The following is a 15,987-nucleotide window of genomic DNA, read 5'->3' on the forward strand; positions in this document are numbered from 1 at the left end:
AATGGAAATTGCCATGCTCGAGTTATTGCCTCGGCGCGAACGTGAAGTCTTCGAAGCCCTGTGCCGCATGGGCGAGGCGACAGGCGCGGCTATGCGCGACGCGCTCAGCCATCAGCCGGCGGACTCGACCGTGCGAACCCTCCTCTCTCGTCTCGAGCGACGTGGCATGGTCGTCAGATCCTCGGATCGACCGGCCGTCTATCGGCCTGCCCCTCAGGTCCGTCCCATGGCCGAGCGCGCCATGCGCGACGTCATCGACACCTTCTACGCCGGCTCCGCAGCGTCCGCCGCGACAGCCCTTCTGGGCCTCTCAAAGCCGCTGACCGCCGCAGACCGCGCCGCCCTTCTCGCAGCGATCGAAGCGATGGACGACGATCAGCCATGACAATCGCGCTCATTCTCAGCGTCACCCTGAAGTCGACGCTCATCGCCCTCGGCGGTCTCCTCTTGGCGCATCACCTGCGTCGCCATGCGGCGCGCAGCCGGGTTTTCGTCCTCCGCTTGACGCTCCTGGCCCTGGCGGCCTGCGTGGCGACAGCCGCTGCGCCCCCGCTCATCGGCGTGGCTTGGCCGGCGCCGCCGCTCGCAAAGGCGTCTACCCAGCCGGATGTGCAAGCGACCATCGCCATGCCGCTTACACCCGCGCTGGACGGGGTCTTGACGGCGAGGTGGTCGCCGCCGTCGCCGGCCTTCCTCGCCACTTTGCTCCTCTACGGTCTAGGCGTCGCCGCGACCGGGGCGCCCTTGATCGCGGGCCTTTGTTTGCTCACGCGCTGGTCCCGCGAGGCCACGCCGCTCACCAGAGGGAGGTGGATGGAGACGCTCCAGCAACTGGCGCCCCTGACTCGGACACGCCTGGCGACCAGCGCGGCGATCCAGAGCCCGCTCTCTTGGGGCGCGGCGCCGAGCTGGATTCTGATCGACCCAGTGACCCTTGGTCGGCCCGACTGCGCGCCTTCGGTCCTGGCGCACGAACTGGCCCACACGCGCGCCGGCGACTGGGCCTTCCACATGCTCTCGGGCGCTCTCAGGGCTCTGTTCTGGTTCAATCCGCTGGTCTGGCGGCTTCATGCGGCGCTCGTTGATGCGGCTGAAGAGGCGGCCGATGACGCGGCGATCCAGATCGTCGGCCGCAAACGTCTCGCGGGAACCTTGCTAAACTTGGGCGGAAATTTCGGGCGCACGCCCTCCGCTGGCCTAGCCCTGGTCGGAGCCGGGTCCGGTCTGAAGGCCCGCATCCAACGCCTCGCGGCGCCGCCTATTGCGCCATCGAAATCCGGGTTCCGCCGAGCGGTGGGAAGCTTGGCGGTGCTGGCGGCGTCCGTTCTTTCCATCGGCCCCGCCGCGCACGGCCCGCTTGAAACCGTTTTGGAGACGCCGTTGATCGGGCCAACTTCCGACCGCCTCCGACCGGGACGCCAGGTTGTCGATATCGTCCGCACTGTAAGCCCAGGAGCCGACGATCACGCCCTGCGCGCTCCGGAGCCCTTCGTCGAACCTTCGCCAGCGACGGCCGGCGTTGACGCCAGGAGTTTCGCGCCCCTGGACCACGCCGCGCCCAAGTCGTCTTTGGACGACCCGGCGGCGCTGGAACAGGCTGAAAGAACACGTATCGACGCCGACCGCGCATGGGAGAAGGCGTCCGTCGCCTGGGCGTCTGCAGACCGCGCGCAGGGGGCGGCCGACCGTGATCATGCGGCGGCGGCTATCGCATGGGCGCTCGCCGAGACGCGGCGCCTCGACGCTTCGCAATCTCACTTGGCGGCGCGAGGCGCCAGCTTTGAGGCCGAGGCGTCCCGTGCTGCGGTGGCGGCGAACCGCGCGGCGACGGCGAACCTCTAGACCCCGTCCGACCTGCTGGTTGCAAACGCGTGCGTTCGACGGCCCGTCGCCGTAGCTTGACCCCGACGTCGAAACGCTACAAACGTAACGTTACATTTGTAGCGGAGGTGTGGCGTGCGGTTGATCGAGTTGAGCGTTGTGATCGGGGTGCTGTGCGCCGCGCCCGTCACGGCCGCGGCGCTTGCGCCGCCACAGGCCAGCGAATCCCCGGTCGCGGCGCTCGCGCCCAGCGCTCGACGCGCGATCGACGACTACGTCGAGCGAGAGATGCGTCGCCAGAGAATCCCCGGGGTTGCGGTCGGCGTCTACAGCCACGGCCGACCGCTTTATCTGAAGGGGTACGGCTTTGCAGACTTGGAATGGGGAGCTCCCGCCGGCCCGGACACCGTGATGCAGACGGGGTCTCTCGCCAAGCAGTTCGTCGCCACGGCCATCCTGAAACTGGCGGAGGATGGCAAGTTGAAGCTGGACGATCCCGTCAGCCTTTACTTCCCGGAGGCGCCCCCGGGCTGGGCGGGCGTCAGAATCGAGCACCTGCTGTCCCATACTTCGGGCATCGGCGCCTACGACAGCCCCGAACTGACGGGTCCGGGCGGCGCCTTCGACTATCGGCGCGACTTCACGGAAGATGCACTCGCCGCCGCCATCGCCGCCCTTCCGGTCGCCTTCAAGGCGGGAGAGGATTGGAGTTACAACAACGCCAACTATGTGCTGCTGGGGATCCTGATCCACCGCATCACCGGGCAGGTCTACGGTGACTATCTCCAGGAGGCCTTCTTCAAACCTTTGGGCATGACGCGCACGCGAGTGATCTCTGACACGGACATCATCCCGAAACGTGCGTCAGGCTATGAGATCCAGGGCGGCGTGCTGCGCAATCAGGCGTGGGTTTCGCCGACGTTCAACGCGACGGCGGACGGGACCATCTACACCACGATCGAAGACATGGGCCGCTGGGAGCGCGCCCTTGATGCGGGCAGTCTTCTCTCTCCCAGATCGATGCAGCGCCTGTGGACGCCGGTGCTGCTGGCGGATGGCAAGCCGAACCCGCAGGGCTACGGTTTGGGGTGGCGGATAAACACCTTCAAGGGCCACCGTCGCATCTCGCACAACGGCGCCTGGCAGGGTTTCACCTCCACCATGGTCCGCTTCCCCGACGACAGCTTGACGCTTGTGGTCTTCGCCAACCTCGATTCCGGAAACGCGCGGCCGGACCTGATCGCTCGCGTGGTTGCGGGCTTGGTGGACAGCGACCTCATGCCCGCCCCCACCCCTGTCCTGGAAGACGATCCGGAGCGGGTTCTGCGGCTGCGCCGATTCCTGGAAAAAGCCGCGCGCGGCGATGACCTGACGGACGACTTCGCCGTTGGCGCGGGTTACACGCCCGACAGCGCGCTCGGACGCGACGTCGCCGCAGCGCTGCCCAAAGGCTGGACGGCGGCTCCGATGTCGCTGGTGAGCAAGATCGATCGTCCGGACGGGAGCGGGCGCTACAGCTATCGGATCGGGCCTGACGGCGATTCCAGGCTTCTCACGGCCGCACTGGCTCCCAGCGGACGCATAGCGGGGTTTGGCATCGCACCAGATCCCGATAACCGCTGACGGTCAATGAGGCTTTTAACGCGACCCGACGCCCTCGCTCGTTCGAGGGCAAAGGCGTTTCCTGAGTTGGGACACTGTTGATGTCGCGAACGCGCCGAATGCAGACATCGGCTGACAGTCCAAAACCCGACGTTCGCTAAGAGGAGGTTGAGCAGGACAGACTCCGCTTCTGGCGCATTTGCAACCTTCGCAGACGACCGCCGCGCCGGATTCGGCTAAGCTCCTGGGCAGGTTGGAAATCGCTCGCGATTGCCGCCGGCTTGGTGACCGTATGGTGACCACGGGCTTCTTCCGATCCGTTTCGGGTCGAAATTCATGAACGCCCTCCGGCCTTATCGCGGCGATAAGGCGTTCTCAGCTTCCTGTACTGGGAACTAGGCTCCATCACCCGGCGCGCCATCGCGGCCCATCCGGCATGTCGCATTCGAACAAGCCTGAAACACAGTCCGCCAGCGTTGCAGCGCTCGGCGGGGTTCGAACGGGCTTGGCACAACACTCAAGGCCGCAGGGATTCTACCCCCTCCCCTGCACGGCCGCAACGTCGGAGGCGCGCCTATGAGCCGCCGCCTCGATCCTGAAAACTTTGTCGCCGAAAAACTGGCCTGGCATCAGCGGATCGCCAGCGATCCCAAGATCAGCCTTCAGGCCAAGGCCGTCGCCGGCTTCATCCTCCACGACCTGAACCCCTGCGAGGGCGGCGCCTGGCGCGGCCAGGAGAGCATGGCCACCAGCCTGGGCGTCAGCCCTCGGCAGCTGCGACGCCTGCTCGAAGAGTTGAAGACCGTAAACTATCTCGAGATCGAGGTCCGCAAGGGACGCGGCCGAACCAATATCTGCCGCGCGACCCTGCCCGACGAAGCGGCCGAGGCGCCGGAAAACCGGACATCAGCGACACGAAAACCGGTCACCGGTGACCGACAATACCTTATGAACCCATTAAAAGATTTCGCGCCGCCGAAAGCCGACGACCAGATGGCGGCGCCGGGACCCCGGCGCGTCTCATCCCGTTCGCCCAGACCGACATCCGCCAGGTGGTCGTCCAGATCGCGGGGGAAGGCGCGGCGGTAAGCTACCTGGATCACGCCAGATGGGAGCCCGACGAACGGCGCATCCTCTGCACCAGCCAGACAGCCTTCGCCCGACTGAAGGACCTCGTCGGTCGGCCGCTCGCGGCGAAAGGCGTGTCCATCGCATTGCAGCCCTGCGGACCCCGGCAGCTCGCGGCCTGATCGAGAGACATGCGGCGAATACACCTGCCAATCACCGCAGAAAGCGCGGCGAATAAGACCTATGTCCAAAAACCGGGAGAAGGGCCCCGCGCCCTGCGCCATGTGGCGTTCCGCAAGACTGGCTATGCGAAAAACGCGATGTAAGTTGATTATGCTTAAAATCGCATATTGCTTTCTTATGCTTTAAACCGCATAGTCCATCCATGGATCAAATCGCACGATCACCCGGCCAGGTCGGCGCCGCCCTCCAAGCGGCGCGCAAGGCCAAGGGTATCAACCAGACCACCCTGGCGCACCTGTCGGGATTGCGCCAGGAGATGGTGTCCAAGGTCGAGACCGGACAGACCGGCGTCAAGCTGGCCACCCTGTTCGACCTCCTGGCGGCGCTGGATCTCGAACTGGTCATCCGCCCACGCTCCAAGAGTTCGGCGGCGGATATGGACGACATCTTCTAATGCCGAGGCGCAGTCGCCACAGCCCTCTGGCCGTGCTGATCAACGGCCGGGCGGTCGGCAAGCTGGAGAAGGAAGCGAGCGGCGCAATCCGTTTCGACTATGCGGCCGAATGGCTCGACTGGCCGCACCGGTTCCCGATCTCCCTGTCTCTGCCCCTGCGCAAAGCCGCCTGGCGCGGCGACGCGGTCACGGCCGTTCTCGACAACCTGCTGCCTGACAACCTCGATGTCCGACGCATTGTGGCGGAACGCACGGGCGCCGCTGGGGTGGACGCCTACAGCCTGCTGGAACAGATCGGCCGCGACTGCGTCGGCGCCTTGCAGTTCCTGCCCCTGGGCGCGACCGCATCGCCGTCTCAGGCCGTGGAAGGCGAACCCCTCGACGACGGGGAAATCGAACAGATCCTCGTCAACCTGGGACGGGCTCCGCTCGGCATCGAGACCGACCAGGCGTTTCGCCTTTCGGTCGCCGGGGCCCAGGAGAAGACGGCCCTGCTTCGTCACGACGGCCGTTGGAAACGCCCCGTGGGCGCGACCCCTACCACCCATATCCTCAAGCCGCAGATCGGCGAGATTCCGACGGCCTCAGGGGTGATCGACCTGTCCGACAGCGTCGAGAACGAACACTACTGCCTGAAGCTGATGGAGGCCTTCGGCCTCGCCGTCGCCACGACCCAGATCGTCGATTTTGGCAAGCGACGCGTGCTGGTCGTCGAGCGCTTCGACCGCCGCTGGCGCGACGCCGACCATCTGATCCGCCTGCCGCAGGAGGATTTCTGTCAGGCCCTGTCCGCGCCCTCGAGCCGCAAATACCAGAACCAGGGCGGCCCGAGCCCACAGCAGATATTGGCGCGACTGGGCGAAAGCGACGATCCTCACACCGACCGTCTGGCCTTCTTCAAAAGCCTGATCATCTTCTGGCTGATCGGCGCCACGGACGGGCACGCCAAGAACTTCAGCCTGTTCTTGCGCCCCGGCGGCCGTTTCCAGATGACGCCGCTCTATGACGTCCTGAGCGCCCAACCGGCCTTCGACGCCAAACGCATCCCCCACAAGAGCTATACGCTCGCCATGTCGGCCGGGGTGCAGCCGCACTACAAGATCCTCGACGTCATGGGGCGGCATTTCATCGAAATGGCGGAAGCGGCGGATCTCGGACCGACGCTGGTCCGTCAGGCCCTGACTGAACTCCTGGAGCTGGCCGACAGCGCGGCGGACACGGCCCTCGCCCAGATGCCCGCCGATTTCCACGAACCTATCCACGCGTCGATCCGTGGCGCGATCAGCGCGCGCCTGCCCAGGCTGGCGACGGCTCCCGATACGATCTAACCCGCTCAATCGTGGAGCGCCCTCTTGCGCCACATCTGCTCAGGCGCCGAACCTGTTCTCAACGGATCAGGGCAGTTCCCACTGCGAGGCAAACAGCAGCGAGCGCTTCACCCCGCCGGACACACCTTTGCGACATAACCCGCATGAGACGGCATGAGGGCGACGCACTTTCCGATGACGGCTTCCACGTCCGCCAGGAACCGCTCGATCTCCGCCTCGGGCGTCACATCGACCAGCGGATCATAGCCGGCCGGGATCATCCCCTGCCCCAGCAGCACCTGGATCCAGCTTTCCTCGGCGAACAATTCGTCGTCCTCGCGGAAGATCCGACCGTTGGCGCGGAACAGGTCGATCTTCCGCTCCAGCGTCACAGGGACATCCATATCGCGGCAATAGCGCCAGAACGGCGTGTCGTCGCGTTCCGTGGCCTTGTAATGCAGGATGATGAAGTCGCGGATCCGCTCGTATTCGAAATCGGTCTGACGGTTGAACTCGGCGATGGTGGCGGGATCGAAGCCGGCGTCCGGCATCATCCGCACCAGTCGGATCAGCACCGACTGGATCAGGTGCAGGCTGGTCGATTCCAAGGGTTCCAGAAAGCCCGAGGCCAGGCCCGCCGCCACGCAGTTGCGGTTCCAGATCTGGCGGCGCTTGCCGGCGACGAAACGAATGCGGTTCGGCTCGGCCATCTGGGCGCCGTCCAGGTGCGACAGCAGGATCCGCTCGGCCTCGTCGTCGTCCATATGGCGGCTGGAATAGACGTGCCCGTTGCCCGTGCGGTGCTGAAGCGGAATACGCCACTGCCAGCCTGCCGGCCTGGCGGTCGAGCGGGTGTAGGGCGTAAAGGGTTCGGTCCGCGCGCAGGGCACGGCCATGGCCCGGTCGCACGGCAGCCAATGGGACCAGTCCTCGTACCCGGTCTTCATCGCCTGTTCGATGATCAGCCCGCGGAACCCCGAGCAGTCAATGAACAGGTCGGCCGATGCGACCGCTCCATCCTCCAGCGTGACCGACTCCACAAATCCGTCCTCGGGCCTGAGTTGCACCGAGACGACCTTGCCCTCGCGACGTCGCACGCCCGCCGCCTCGGACATGCCGCGCAGATATCTGGCGTAGAGGCCGGCGTCGAAATGGAAGGCGTGGGCGATATGGCCCAACGGCGAGGTCGGTCGTTTCGGATCGGCGCGCATGAAGCGGTTCTGCAGGGCCGCCGCCGTATTGATCGAATAGGCGGCAAGGTCTGACGCCTTCCCCGCAGCCCGCATCTTCAGCCAGTACTGATGGCAGCGCAGCCATTCCAGGTCCCGGCCGATGACGCCGAAGCCGTGGATATAGCTTGATCCGATCCGGTCCCAGTCGACGAACTGGATGCCCAGTTTGAAGCTGGCCTGGGTGCGGCGCATGAAGTCGTTCTCGTCCAGACCGATCAGGTCGTTGAACGTCTTGATCGCCGGGATCGTCGCCTCGCCCACCCCGATCGTGCCGATGGCTTCGGACTCGATCAGGGTGATCTCGTACAGCCCCTTGAACAGTTTGGAGAACAGGGCGGCGGCCATCCAGCCAGCGGAGCCTCCGCCGACGATCAGGATTGTCTTCAGCTGCCGCACATCCGCCCCCAAAACACGGTCAGTCGGCAGCGTCGCAGGCGCCGGGGGTGGTCGGCAAGGGCAGTTCCCCCGTCGTCGCGGGCCGGGCGTAGCTGAGGCCAAAGCCCCGCGCGAACTGCACCACGTCGCCCGCATGCTCGCCGGTGCTGCAGGCCGACCCCGGCCAGGCGAAGGACAGGCGTCCGGTGAAGTCATAGCGACCACCCGACAAGACATCGGCCAGGCCGGCCCCCTCGGTGCCGGGCAGGAAGGCCGCGACGAAGGCGTCCGACAGATTGATCAGGTCGTTGGCGTAGGCCGGACGGCCCGAATAGAGGACGGACACCACCGGCACGCCCTTGCCCGAGACCGCGTACAACAGGGCCAGGTCATTGGGACGAAGGTGGCTGTACTGGACCGGCGCGGGGAAGCGGACGTCGCCATGATATTCGGCATAGGGCGTCTCCCCCAGCACCACCACGACCTTGGCGAACTGCGTAAGGTCCACGCCGACGGCGTCCCTTGAATAGACGACATTCTCCGCCCCCAATTGCGCCTTCAGCGCCGCCAGCAGGGTGCTGCCGGTCGCAAAGTCGGCGTTGACGTTCTCAGTCCCCTGCCAGGTCAGGGACCAGCCGCCGGTCTGGTTGGACAGGCTGTCGGCGCTGTCGCCCACGACCAGGATCTTCTCGCCCTGAACCAGCGGCAGGGCGCGGTCGTTGTTCTTCAGCAGGACGACCGACTTGCGCACCGCCTCCCGCGCCAGATCGGTCGCGGCCACGGCCTCGGCCTGCCCGTTGTAGCGGCTTTCCGAAGGCGCATGATCGAACAGGCCGGAGCGCATCTTGACCCGCAGGATCCGTGTTACGGCGTCGTCGATGCGGGACATCGGGATGCGCCCGGCCTCAACGTCGGCGATGGTATTGCCGATGAAGGCCTTCCAGTCTTCGGGGACCATGATCATGTCGATGCCGGCGTTGATCGCCTGGGCGCACTCGGCCTTGGTGCAACCGGGGACCTGCTCGATCCCGTTCCAATCGGACACGACCAGACCGTCGAAGCCCAGTCGGTCCTTCAGCACGTCGGTCAGCATCTCGCGGCTGCCGTGCATCTTGCCGTAGTCGTGACCGGCGGCGACGTCGTTCCAGCTGCTGTACGACGCCATGACGGTCTGCACGCCGGCCTCGATAGTCGAATAATAGCCGGCGCCGTGGCGATTGATCATCTCGCTGCGGGTAACACGGGCCTCGCCCTGGTCCTGGCCGTTGAAGGTGCCGCCGTCGCCCATATAGTGTTTGGCCGTGGCGACCACGTCGCCGTCCCCGGTCAGATCCCCTTGCAGCCCACGCACCAGGGCCTCGCCGTATTCGGCGACCAGCTGAGGATCGCTGGAATAGCTCTCATAGGTGCGGCCCCAGCGGCGGTTCTCGCCCACAGCCAAGGTCGGGGCGAAGACCCAGGTGATGCCGGTGGCGCGCACCTGACGCGCCGTGGCCCGGCCGATCCGCTCGATCAGTTCGGGATCATGGGCGGCGCCCAGGCCGATGTTGTGCGGAAAGAGCGTGGCCCCGGAGACGTTGTTGTGGCCATGGACCGCGTCCGTGCCCCAGATCAGCGGGATCTTCACCGTCATGTCGGCGGCGAGAGCGGCGTCGTGATAGCGGTCGGACAGGGCGGCCCATTCCGCGACAGTCGCGTGCTTGTTCATGGCCGGCCAGGCGCCGCCGCCGTTCAGGACCGAGCCGATGTAATACTGCGTCACCTCTTCCGGCGTGATGTAGCGGACGTCCGGCTGGGTCATCTGCCCCACCTTCTGCGCCAGGCTCATGCCGGCGACGATCCGGGCGATCCGCGCCTCCATCGCGGCGTCTGGAGCGTGGGCCGCAGTCAGGGCCGGCCAATCCGTCCGTTCCTGCTGAGCGGCGGCGCTCATCGGCGCCAGGGCGCATCCGGCCAGCAGCAGCAGCGGGAGAAGCTTGGTCTTGCGGAAGGTCATGGCCGTCTCTCGGTTACAGGTATCGACAAAAAAAGAGGGCGAGACGGCATGGCCGCCTCGCCCCGGAGGCTAAGGGCTCGGAGAGGGACGCCCTAGAACCGGTAGTTGACGCCGAACAGGAACTGCCGGCCGTACTCTTCATAGGTTTCCGGCAACGATCCGCCGTCCGCCGTGGTCGTGCCGCCGCTGTCTAGGCCCAGGCGGGTCCGGTAGGGCGAGTTGGTCAGATTGTTGACCTGGAACAACACCCCCAGGCCTTCCAGCGGGCCTTGTTCGAAGGTGTAGCCGATCTGGGCGTCGATCTGTTCGTCATCCAGGATCTCGGTGTAGCCGCGCGTGGCGAACAACTGCACGACCTCGCCCTTGAAGGCTTCGCGGAACCGCTTGCTGATCCGCGCCTGGAAGCCGCCGCGCTCGTAGTAGGCGGTCATATTGTAGACCGTGCCCGACAGGCCTGGGATACGCACATTCTGGCCGTCCGGCGCCGGGTTCAGGTCCGACTCGGTAAAGGAGATGCTGCCCAGCACGCCCAGACCGTCCAGCGGCTCCCAGACGGTGCCGAAGTTCAGGGCGCCGCTGACCTCCAGCCCCTGCACGGTGCCGCCGTCGCCATTGGCCGGAAGACTGATCTGACCAATAGGGCTGACGATGACGTCGGCCGGGATCGAAGACGCCGTAGATGGCAAGGGGATGCCGGTGAAATCAAACGTGCCGTTCTGGGTGTAGATGTAGGTCTCCAGATCCTTGTAGAATCCGGCGATCGACAGATAGGTCGTCGAATCGACGTACCATTCGTAGGCAAGGTCGAAGGCGTTGGCGCGCCACGGCTCAAGTTCCGGATTGCCGCCGGACGCCGACCACGGATTGACGGTCGACCCCGGCGGACAGGGCTGACCCGAACAGACCAGCGAGTTGAAGCCCGGCGTCACATTGGCGCGCATCTCGTCCATCCGCGGTCGCGCCATGGTGCGAGAGGCCGCAAAACGAAGCCGATGGCCGCCGCCGAGGTCGTAGATCAGGTTAAGGCTGGGCAGAATGTCCAGATACTCGGCGCCCTTGGTCACCGAGATTGGATCGATGGGCGCGCCCGGCTCGGTGCCGTTGATGACGACGCCGGTCGATTCCTGGTTCTGAACCACCGCCTGCATGCCTACATTGCCGCGCCAGCGACCGCCTTCGAAGTCCAGCTTGACGAAAGCCGTGGTGACCTCCTCCTCGATGTCCCAGTTCTTGTCGAAATAGTTGGCGTCGAGGATCGGGGCGCGGTCGTAGTAGACGTCGAGCGCCCGGCTCATGTCGACGGCGAGCACGTCGCCGAAGCCCGCCCAGGCCAAGGACACTGGCGTTTCCAGATACTGGGCGTCCACATAGACCTGCTGGCGGCCGTTCTTCAGGAAGAGATCATAGTCATCGACGCGCTTGGACTTCTCGCGCTTGGCGTAGTTCACGCCGGCGGTGAAGGTGGTGAAGAAGCCGTCCATGTCGCGCTGGATCTTCAGATCCGTCGAAGTGATGCTTTCCTCCACGTCCGGGAAGCGGATGGCGCCGTCGTGACCCCAGCCGCCCCAGGGCGCGCGATCGCCCAGCGTCACCTGTGACGCATCGGCGTAGTCCAGCCCTTCCGAATAGGAGGGATAGCCGTCGTCGTTGATCGTGAAGCCGATCACATCATAGGTGCGGCCGATATCGGGCGTGGCCGGCGTCACACCGCCTACGCCTCGGCCATAGCCGGCGTAGGTCTCGAGAATGGTCTCGCGCCGCCGATTGTTCGAATAGGACAGGTCCGCGACGATCCGCGTCCGGTCGTTGATCTCATATTCGGTGTTGAGGCCGATCGAGAAGATTTCGTCCTCGCGAGTATTGTAGTCGTTGCGCAGAATCGGCACGGCGTTGTTGACCGTGCCGCTGCGGCCAAACAGCGAACCGCCCCGGTCCTCGGTCACGACGTCGGTGAAGTAGGCGCCGTCGGCATACGGGTTGGAGAACCACTGGGCCCCCCGCGTCGTCTCTTCCTGCTCGAACTTGGAATAATAGACATCGAGGGTCGAGTGCAGCCGATCATTCGGACGCCATTCCACGATGCCGATGACGGCGTCCCGCTGGTTCAGGCGTGACGTGGCGAACACTTCCTGGCCGTTGAGCAGAAGCGCGGTGTCGGCGCTGTCGGGCTGGACCGAGTCCACGGTGCAGGTCGCGCCGGGCGCGCTCGGTTCGCACGCGCCGCCGAAAGCCTCATAGCCGTAAGCCTTGTAGTGCTTGTTCTGGGAAGGCGAATCCAGATGCGCGTAACCAAGGGCCAGCCCAAGCGTGCCGTCAGCCAGTTGATCGATATAGCTGATCGAGAAACGGCCGCCGTAGTTGCGGACGTCGTCGTTCAGCTTGTCGCCTTCGGTCATCTCTCCGCGCAGGTTCACGGCGAGGGCGCGCTGGCCGAACGCCAGCGGCCGAACGGTCTGCAAGTCGGCCGTACCCGACAGCCCCATGCCTGACACCTCGGCGTCCGGCGTCTTGTAGATCACCACCCCGGACAGCAGCTCGGACGGATACTGGTCGAACTCCACCGCCCGGTTGTCGCCCGAGCTGGCCTGCTGACGACCGTTCAGCAAGGTGGTGGTGAAGTCCGGCGCCAGGCCGCGGATCGAGATGACCTGGGCCCGACCGTTGACGCGCTGCGCCGCCAGACCCGGCAGGCGGGCGATGGACTCGGCGATCGACACGTCCGGCAGCTTGCCGATGTCCTCGGCCGAGACCGCCTCGACGATGGAGGTCTCCCGGCGTTTGGTGGCGATGGAGTCCGCCAGGCCGCGCCGCAGCCCGGTCACGACGATCTCCTCGACCTCGGTCGCGCTATCCTCGGCTTGAGGCGCCGTCTGGGCGACGGCGACCGCCGGCAGCGCCATGGCCAAAGCCAAGGCCGAAGCCGTCAGGTGAAGCGCGCCTGCGCGCGGACGAATTGAATGAAACCCAGCAAATGCGCTGCGCATGTGATCTCCCCTCACGTTTCCCTTGGCGCGGGCCCTTTGAGCCGCGCGTCCATCTTCTTGGCGCCATGTTGGAAGCGCTTCCAACACCATACCGCGTAATTGGTTTTTGGCAACACAGGCTTTAGCGGGGCCCGCTCCAGACGTAGGTCGCGGCGCTTGCCGGCGGCAAGGCGACCGCAGCCCTCAGCCGGTCTTCGCCGATTTCGAACCGCGCCTCGGCGTCAGACGCGTTGAGAACCACCAGCACACGCCGGCCGTCAGGATTGACGAAGCCGACCGCCTCAAGCCCCTCCGGTTTCGAGACGGCGACGCGGCGCGCGCCCTGGCGTACGAACCTGCTGGCGTGCCCGAAGGCATAGTATTCCTGGTTTCTCTGAACCGCGCCCGTGCGGCTGTCGATCGTGACCACGCCACGGCAGTCGCTGCATCCACCGGCGTGGGGGCCATGGTTCTCGTCCAGGGCGATGTTCCACATCAGCACGCCGCGCGCATGGTTCTCGACCGAACCGATGATCAGGGACTTCATCGTCCAGACGAAGCTGTCCTTGAAGCCGGGCGCCCAGTCGCCGCCCGAGCACTCAGTGAAGAAGACGTCCTTGTCGGGATGGGCGTCGAACACCCGGGACTGGGCGGCCACGTCGCCGGCGTAGCAATGCCAGGCCACGCCGGACACATAGGACCGCGCAGTGGCGTCGTTCAGCACGCTCAGGGGCTGCTCCGGCTTGTCCCAGTTGTGATCCCAGTCGAGGATCTTCGTTTCCAGACCGTGCTGTTGCAGTCGGGGCCCCAGATCGCGGCCGATAAAGCGCGCCCTGCCCTCGGCCCCCCAGCGCATGCCGGGATAGGAATCCGGCTCGAAGTCCGGCTCGTTCTGGATGCTGATATAGTCGGTGGGGACGCCCTCGGCTGCGGCTGCCGAGATATAGCGGGTCAGATAGTCGGCGTAGGTGGAATAGTATTCCGGCTTCAGTTCGCCCTGGATCATCGCCCCCGTGGTCTTCATCCAGCCCGGCGCGCTCCAGGGCGTGGCCATCACCTTGAGCTCGGGATTGATCGCCAGCGCCTGGCGCACCGTCGGAAAGACCTCGGCCGCCATCGGTGCAACCGAAAAGCCGGCCAGCGAAGGATCTTCGGCGTCCGCCAGACTGTAGTGGCTCAACGAGAAATCCGACGCCCCGATCGTCACCCGCGTGAAATCAAAGCCGAGGCCGCCGTTCTCCCGTCCGAACAGATCGCGGAGCAGGGCGTCGCGCTGCTGCCTCGTCATCCGGGTCTGGATCAGATGCGCCGTCGCATCCGTCACGGCGGCGCCGAATCCAACCATGGTTTGAAGCGGCGCATCCGGATCAAGCAAAACCGTCGGCGAAGCCGCGCCCGCGACCTCGGCTTTCATCACCAGCCGCTCCGGCGAAAGCAGTTGCGACTGGTCGCCCGACGTCACCCAGGCACGGTCCGGCGCCGACGCGCATCCGGCGGCGGCGAGCGTGGCCAAAGCCAGGACGCAGGCTCTCGCCCGCAGTCGATCCCGTCGTTTCATGCTTTCCTCCCTGCGGACGTCTCAGACGCGCCCTTAAAATTGGAAGCGCTTCCATAATGGCGCCGCGAGCGAGGTCGTCAAGCGTCTGCGTTGTTACGCGTGCCAGGCGCCGGCGGATTCCCGCACGACAACGGCGTGGGGCAAGGTCCGAAACGCCCAGTCCCCGGCGGCGCCGGTGATGCGCTCCGACACCAGGCGTACCGCCTCACCGCCCATCGCCTTCAGCGGCTGGTGGACGGTCGTTAGTGGCGGCCAGACGATCGCGGAGACCGGCGTGTCGTCGAAACCGGAGATCGACAGGTCGCCGGGCACTTGCAGGCCGCGGGCATGAGCGACCGACAGCGCGCCCGCCGCCATGTCGTCGTTGGCGCAGATCAGCGCGGTGGGTCGGGGCGAAAGCGCCAGCACGCGCGCGGCGATCAAGCCTCCGGACCGGAAGGTGAAGTCTCCACGCTCCACGGTAAGGGCGTCGTCAGGCAACCCCATTTCCCGCATCGCCCGCCTGACGCCGTCCAGCCGACTTTCGGCCGATAGGTGCCCGGCGATTCCGCCGAGATAGGCGATGTGGCGGTGGCCGAACTCCAGCAGATACCGCGCGATGTCGCGCCCCCCGGCCTCGTCGTCGATGCCGACCGCATCAACCAGGCCCCGACCGCCGCCGCCCGGCGAGATGGCCGCCAAATGGACGCCCCGCGCCCTCAGCTGCTGTATCAGGTCGGCGTTGTCCGAGAACGGCGGGGTCAGGATCACCCCTTGGCACCTCTGGTTGACCGCGATGTCGATCACCTGCTGCACTGCAGCCGGGTCGTCCTGCGGCACATGGCGCGTGAACAGCTGAAATCCCGACTGCAGGCATTCCCGCACCGCCCCCAGTTCCAGCGCCGAGGCGTAGAAGGAGTTGGGCTCCGCATCCAGATCCGACGCCAGCACCAAGGCCAGCACGCGACTGCCGCCTCCGGCTAGGGACCGCGCCTGTGGATTGACCCGATAATCCAGGGCCTCCACCGCCTCCAGCACCTTTCGCCGCACGGGCTCCCGAACGTTCGGCCCGCCGTTGAGCACCCGCGAAACAGTCGTCCGTCCCACGCCGGACAGACGCGCCACATCGTCGATCGTGGGCTTTCTGGCCGACATGCCGTGCTCCGATTTCCACATGATCTCTGGATGGCCCACGACGCCGGGGACTGCAAGCAACCGCAGCCGCCTCCTATCCGCAACACGCCGCCCCCCACCTTCTTTGGGAGAGCCACGATCTGATGAACCAAGTTTCACTCAAACTTGCTTTTGGTGCAGAGCTGGGAGCGCTCACCATGCTGTCTAAAGATCCTGACGTTACACAAACCGAAACGAGCGGCGAACAGAGAGGAAGTCGTTTCTTCTCGTGAATTCAACACCTTGCCTCGTCTAACGGGGTATATGACGCATATT

General features: G+C 65.7%; 12 protein-coding genes. 7 read left to right on the plus strand and 5 right to left on the minus strand.

What is annotated here, in order from left to right; translation table 11 throughout:
- Positions 1 to 13 precede the first annotated feature (13 nt).
- The 6 genes from GGR11_RS13985 (at position 14) to GGR11_RS14010 (ending at position 6,456) form a co-directional block, all read left to right on the plus strand.
- On the plus strand, positions 14 to 385 hold the full coding sequence (locus GGR11_RS13985) for a BlaI/MecI/CopY family transcriptional regulator (protein WP_183197959.1): 372 nt from the start codon (positions 14 to 16) through the stop codon (positions 383 to 385).
- Positions 382 to 1,842 (plus strand): M56 family metallopeptidase, encoded by a 1,461-nt coding sequence (locus GGR11_RS13990; RefSeq protein ID WP_183197962.1) that lies wholly within the window; start codon positions 382 to 384, stop codon positions 1,840 to 1,842. Before GGR11_RS13985 ends, GGR11_RS13990 begins: the two co-directional genes overlap by 4 nt.
- A 114-nt stretch (positions 1,843 to 1,956) precedes the next feature.
- Positions 1,957 to 3,444 (plus strand): serine hydrolase, encoded by a 1,488-nt coding sequence (locus tag GGR11_RS13995; protein WP_183197964.1) that lies wholly within the window; start codon positions 1,957 to 1,959, stop codon positions 3,442 to 3,444.
- 555 nt (positions 3,445 to 3,999) lie between these two features.
- Positions 4,000 to 4,512: a helix-turn-helix domain-containing protein gene (locus GGR11_RS14000; protein ID WP_183197966.1), complete on the plus strand. Its 513-nt coding sequence runs from the start codon at positions 4,000 to 4,002 to the stop codon at positions 4,510 to 4,512.
- 364 nt (positions 4,513 to 4,876) lie between these two features.
- Positions 4,877 to 5,128, plus strand: coding sequence for a helix-turn-helix domain-containing protein (locus tag GGR11_RS14005; protein ID WP_183197967.1), 252 nt, complete (start codon positions 4,877 to 4,879; stop codon positions 5,126 to 5,128).
- Positions 5,128 to 6,456: a type II toxin-antitoxin system HipA family toxin gene (locus GGR11_RS14010; protein ID WP_183197969.1), complete on the plus strand. Its 1,329-nt coding sequence runs from the start codon at positions 5,128 to 5,130 to the stop codon at positions 6,454 to 6,456. Before GGR11_RS14005 ends, GGR11_RS14010 begins: the two co-directional genes overlap by 1 nt.
- A gap of 107 nt (positions 6,457 to 6,563) precedes the next feature.
- On the opposite strand, the gene GGR11_RS14015 is transcribed toward GGR11_RS14010, so the two are convergent.
- From GGR11_RS14015 to GGR11_RS14035, 5 genes are all read right to left on the minus strand, one after another.
- Positions 6,564 to 8,063, minus strand: coding sequence for a tryptophan 7-halogenase (locus GGR11_RS14015; protein ID WP_183197971.1), 1,500 nt, complete (start codon positions 8,061 to 8,063; stop codon positions 6,564 to 6,566).
- 19 nt (positions 8,064 to 8,082) lie between these two features.
- Positions 8,083 to 10,038, minus strand: coding sequence for a glycoside hydrolase family 3 protein (locus GGR11_RS14020; RefSeq protein ID WP_183197973.1), 1,956 nt, complete (start codon positions 10,036 to 10,038; stop codon positions 8,083 to 8,085).
- Between the two features lie 92 nt (positions 10,039 to 10,130).
- Positions 10,131 to 13,022 (minus strand): TonB-dependent receptor, encoded by a 2,892-nt coding sequence (locus GGR11_RS14025; protein ID WP_183197975.1) that lies wholly within the window; start codon positions 13,020 to 13,022, stop codon positions 10,131 to 10,133.
- Between the two features lie 121 nt (positions 13,023 to 13,143).
- A complete protein-coding gene (locus GGR11_RS14030; RefSeq protein ID WP_183197977.1) occupies positions 13,144 to 14,559 on the minus strand; it encodes a glycoside hydrolase family 30 protein in 1,416 nt (471 codons plus the stop codon).
- Positions 14,560 to 14,652: 93 nt separating this feature from the next.
- On the minus strand, positions 14,653 to 15,693 hold the full coding sequence (locus tag GGR11_RS14035; protein ID WP_183197979.1) for a LacI family DNA-binding transcriptional regulator: 1,041 nt from the start codon (positions 15,691 to 15,693) through the stop codon (positions 14,653 to 14,655).
- A 122-nt stretch (positions 15,694 to 15,815) separates the two neighbouring features.
- Here GGR11_RS14035 and GGR11_RS16920 point away from each other — a divergent pair, with 122 nt between their 5' ends.
- Positions 15,816 to 15,944 carry a hypothetical protein gene (locus tag GGR11_RS16920; RefSeq protein ID WP_281380245.1) on the plus strand — a complete coding sequence of 43 codons (129 nt, stop codon included), beginning with the start codon at positions 15,816 to 15,818 and terminating at the stop codon, positions 15,942 to 15,944.
- Positions 15,945 to 15,987: the final 43 nt, after the last annotated feature.

This window comes from Brevundimonas mediterranea, assembly GCF_014196125.1.
Lineage (GTDB): Bacteria > Pseudomonadota > Alphaproteobacteria > Caulobacterales > Caulobacteraceae > Brevundimonas > Brevundimonas mediterranea.

Coding starts and splice junctions, on each gene's coding strand:
- GGR11_RS14030 (WP_183197977.1), bottom strand. CDS start 14,559: ATGAAACGACGGGATCGACTGCGGGCGAGAGCCTGCGTCCTGGCTTTG.
- GGR11_RS14035 (WP_183197979.1), bottom strand. CDS start 15,693: ATGTCGGCCAGAAAGCCCACGATCGACGATGTGGCGCGTCTGTCCGGC.
- GGR11_RS14025 (WP_183197975.1), bottom strand. CDS start 13,022: ATGCGCAGCGCATTTGCTGGGTTTCATTCAATTCGTCCGCGCGCAGGC.
- GGR11_RS14020 (WP_183197973.1), bottom strand. CDS start 10,038: ATGACCTTCCGCAAGACCAAGCTTCTCCCGCTGCTGCTGCTGGCCGGA.
- GGR11_RS13990 (WP_183197962.1), top strand. CDS start 382: ATGACAATCGCGCTCATTCTCAGCGTCACCCTGAAGTCGACGCTCATC.
- GGR11_RS14005 (WP_183197967.1), top strand. CDS start 4,877: ATGGATCAAATCGCACGATCACCCGGCCAGGTCGGCGCCGCCCTCCAA.
- GGR11_RS14010 (WP_183197969.1), top strand. CDS start 5,128: ATGCCGAGGCGCAGTCGCCACAGCCCTCTGGCCGTGCTGATCAACGGC.
- GGR11_RS13985 (WP_183197959.1), top strand. CDS start 14: ATGCTCGAGTTATTGCCTCGGCGCGAACGTGAAGTCTTCGAAGCCCTG.
- GGR11_RS16920 (WP_281380245.1), top strand. CDS start 15,816: ATGAACCAAGTTTCACTCAAACTTGCTTTTGGTGCAGAGCTGGGAGCG.
- GGR11_RS14000 (WP_183197966.1), top strand. CDS start 4,000: ATGAGCCGCCGCCTCGATCCTGAAAACTTTGTCGCCGAAAAACTGGCC.